Origin of the sequence: Colwellia sp. MB3u-45 (assembly GCF_014077005.1) — a bacterium.
GTDB lineage: Bacteria > Pseudomonadota > Gammaproteobacteria > Enterobacterales > Alteromonadaceae > Cognaticolwellia.
Map to the genome: position 1 here is coordinate 1 of NZ_JACGVC010000013.1, position 549 is coordinate 549.

Genomic DNA, 549 nt, shown 5'->3' on the forward strand with positions numbered 1-549 from the left:
AGCGACAATAGCGACATGGCCCCACCTGATCCCATTCCGAACTCAGAAGTGAAACGTGTTAGCGCCGATGGTAGTGTGGGAGTTCCCATGTGAGAGTAGGACATTGCTAGGCTTCTATTTAGAGAGACCCGTAGCTGACGCTACGGGTTTTTTGCTTTCTGTGATTTGATAAATAAAGCTTGAGTTAGCTTGCTGCAATCTCAAAGGTTATACCAATTTGATTAATTAACTTCCCACTTTTATCCAGTCTCTAGAGCAAAGATCTATCACCCTAGATGCATCTGAAATAAAAATATTCCAGGCTCGACTACATTCATTAACAATATCTTCATATCCACTAAAACATCTGTTCGCTAATTCATTTTGCCTCAGCCATTGCCATACTTGCTCAATAGGATTTAGTTCAGGTAAATAAGGGGGTAATTTTATAATTGATAAGTTATCAAATTTTTCGGTTAAATGGACTTGATGCCAAGCTGCACCATCCACAACTATCACGGCGTGTCGTCCTTTGGGTACCTTTTGGGCAATCAATGCTAAGTGTTTTTC

1 protein-coding gene and 1 rRNA gene are annotated in these 549 nt (G+C 40.4%); one reads left to right on the forward strand and one right to left on the reverse strand.

Annotation, left to right across the window (positions count from 1 at the left end):
- A 5S ribosomal RNA gene (gene rrf, locus H4J41_RS00045) occupies nt 1-112 on the forward strand; the annotation flags it as partial.
- A 113-nt stretch (nt 113-225) separates the two neighbouring features.
- On the opposite strand, the gene H4J41_RS00050 is transcribed toward rrf, so the two are convergent.
- The coding region (locus tag H4J41_RS00050; RefSeq protein WP_182134708.1) for a transposase at nt 226-549 on the reverse strand (324 nt) is incomplete at its 5' end.